We start from the raw sequence: 362 nt of genomic DNA, 5'->3' as shown, positions 1-362 counted from the left end.
ATGTTTAAGCGTTTCAGACAACAAAACGTATTTTCAAACTGACAATCATCACCCAATACTTGGCACTGAATATGTACCCAACGAGTCATCCTTAACGGAGCAATATTTTAAGAAAATGGGTCTGCAGTTGCGTTATTTTATGCCGCCTAATACTCAAGCACCATTAGCATTTTATTTCTTTGGTGATTTGTTAAATGAGTACACCAATTTAGAGCTGATCAGCACAATCAGTACGATGGAAACATTCCAAAGAATCTATCGCCCTGAGATTTATAACGCGAACTCAGTGGCAGGTCGTTGCTACCAGCCAAGTCTTAAAAACCAAGATCACTCGCTCACGCAAATTGTTTATGATCGCGAAG

At 39.5% G+C, this 362-nt stretch carries 1 protein-coding gene; it reads left to right on the top strand.

Going from position 1 to position 362, the window contains the following annotated elements; genetic code table 11:
• A partial coding sequence (locus AB9K37_RS00430; RefSeq protein WP_369835098.1) for a putative oxygenase MesX occupies positions 1-362 on the top strand: 362 nt, incomplete at both ends.

It is taken from the genome of Donghicola sp. XS_ASV15, assembly GCF_041224595.1.
In the GTDB taxonomy this organism is placed as follows: Bacteria; Pseudomonadota; Alphaproteobacteria; order Rhodobacterales; family Rhodobacteraceae; genus Donghicola.
The sequence above is the reverse complement of the archived record's forward strand: the minus strand, read 5'-3'. Positions and strand labels throughout refer to the sequence as shown.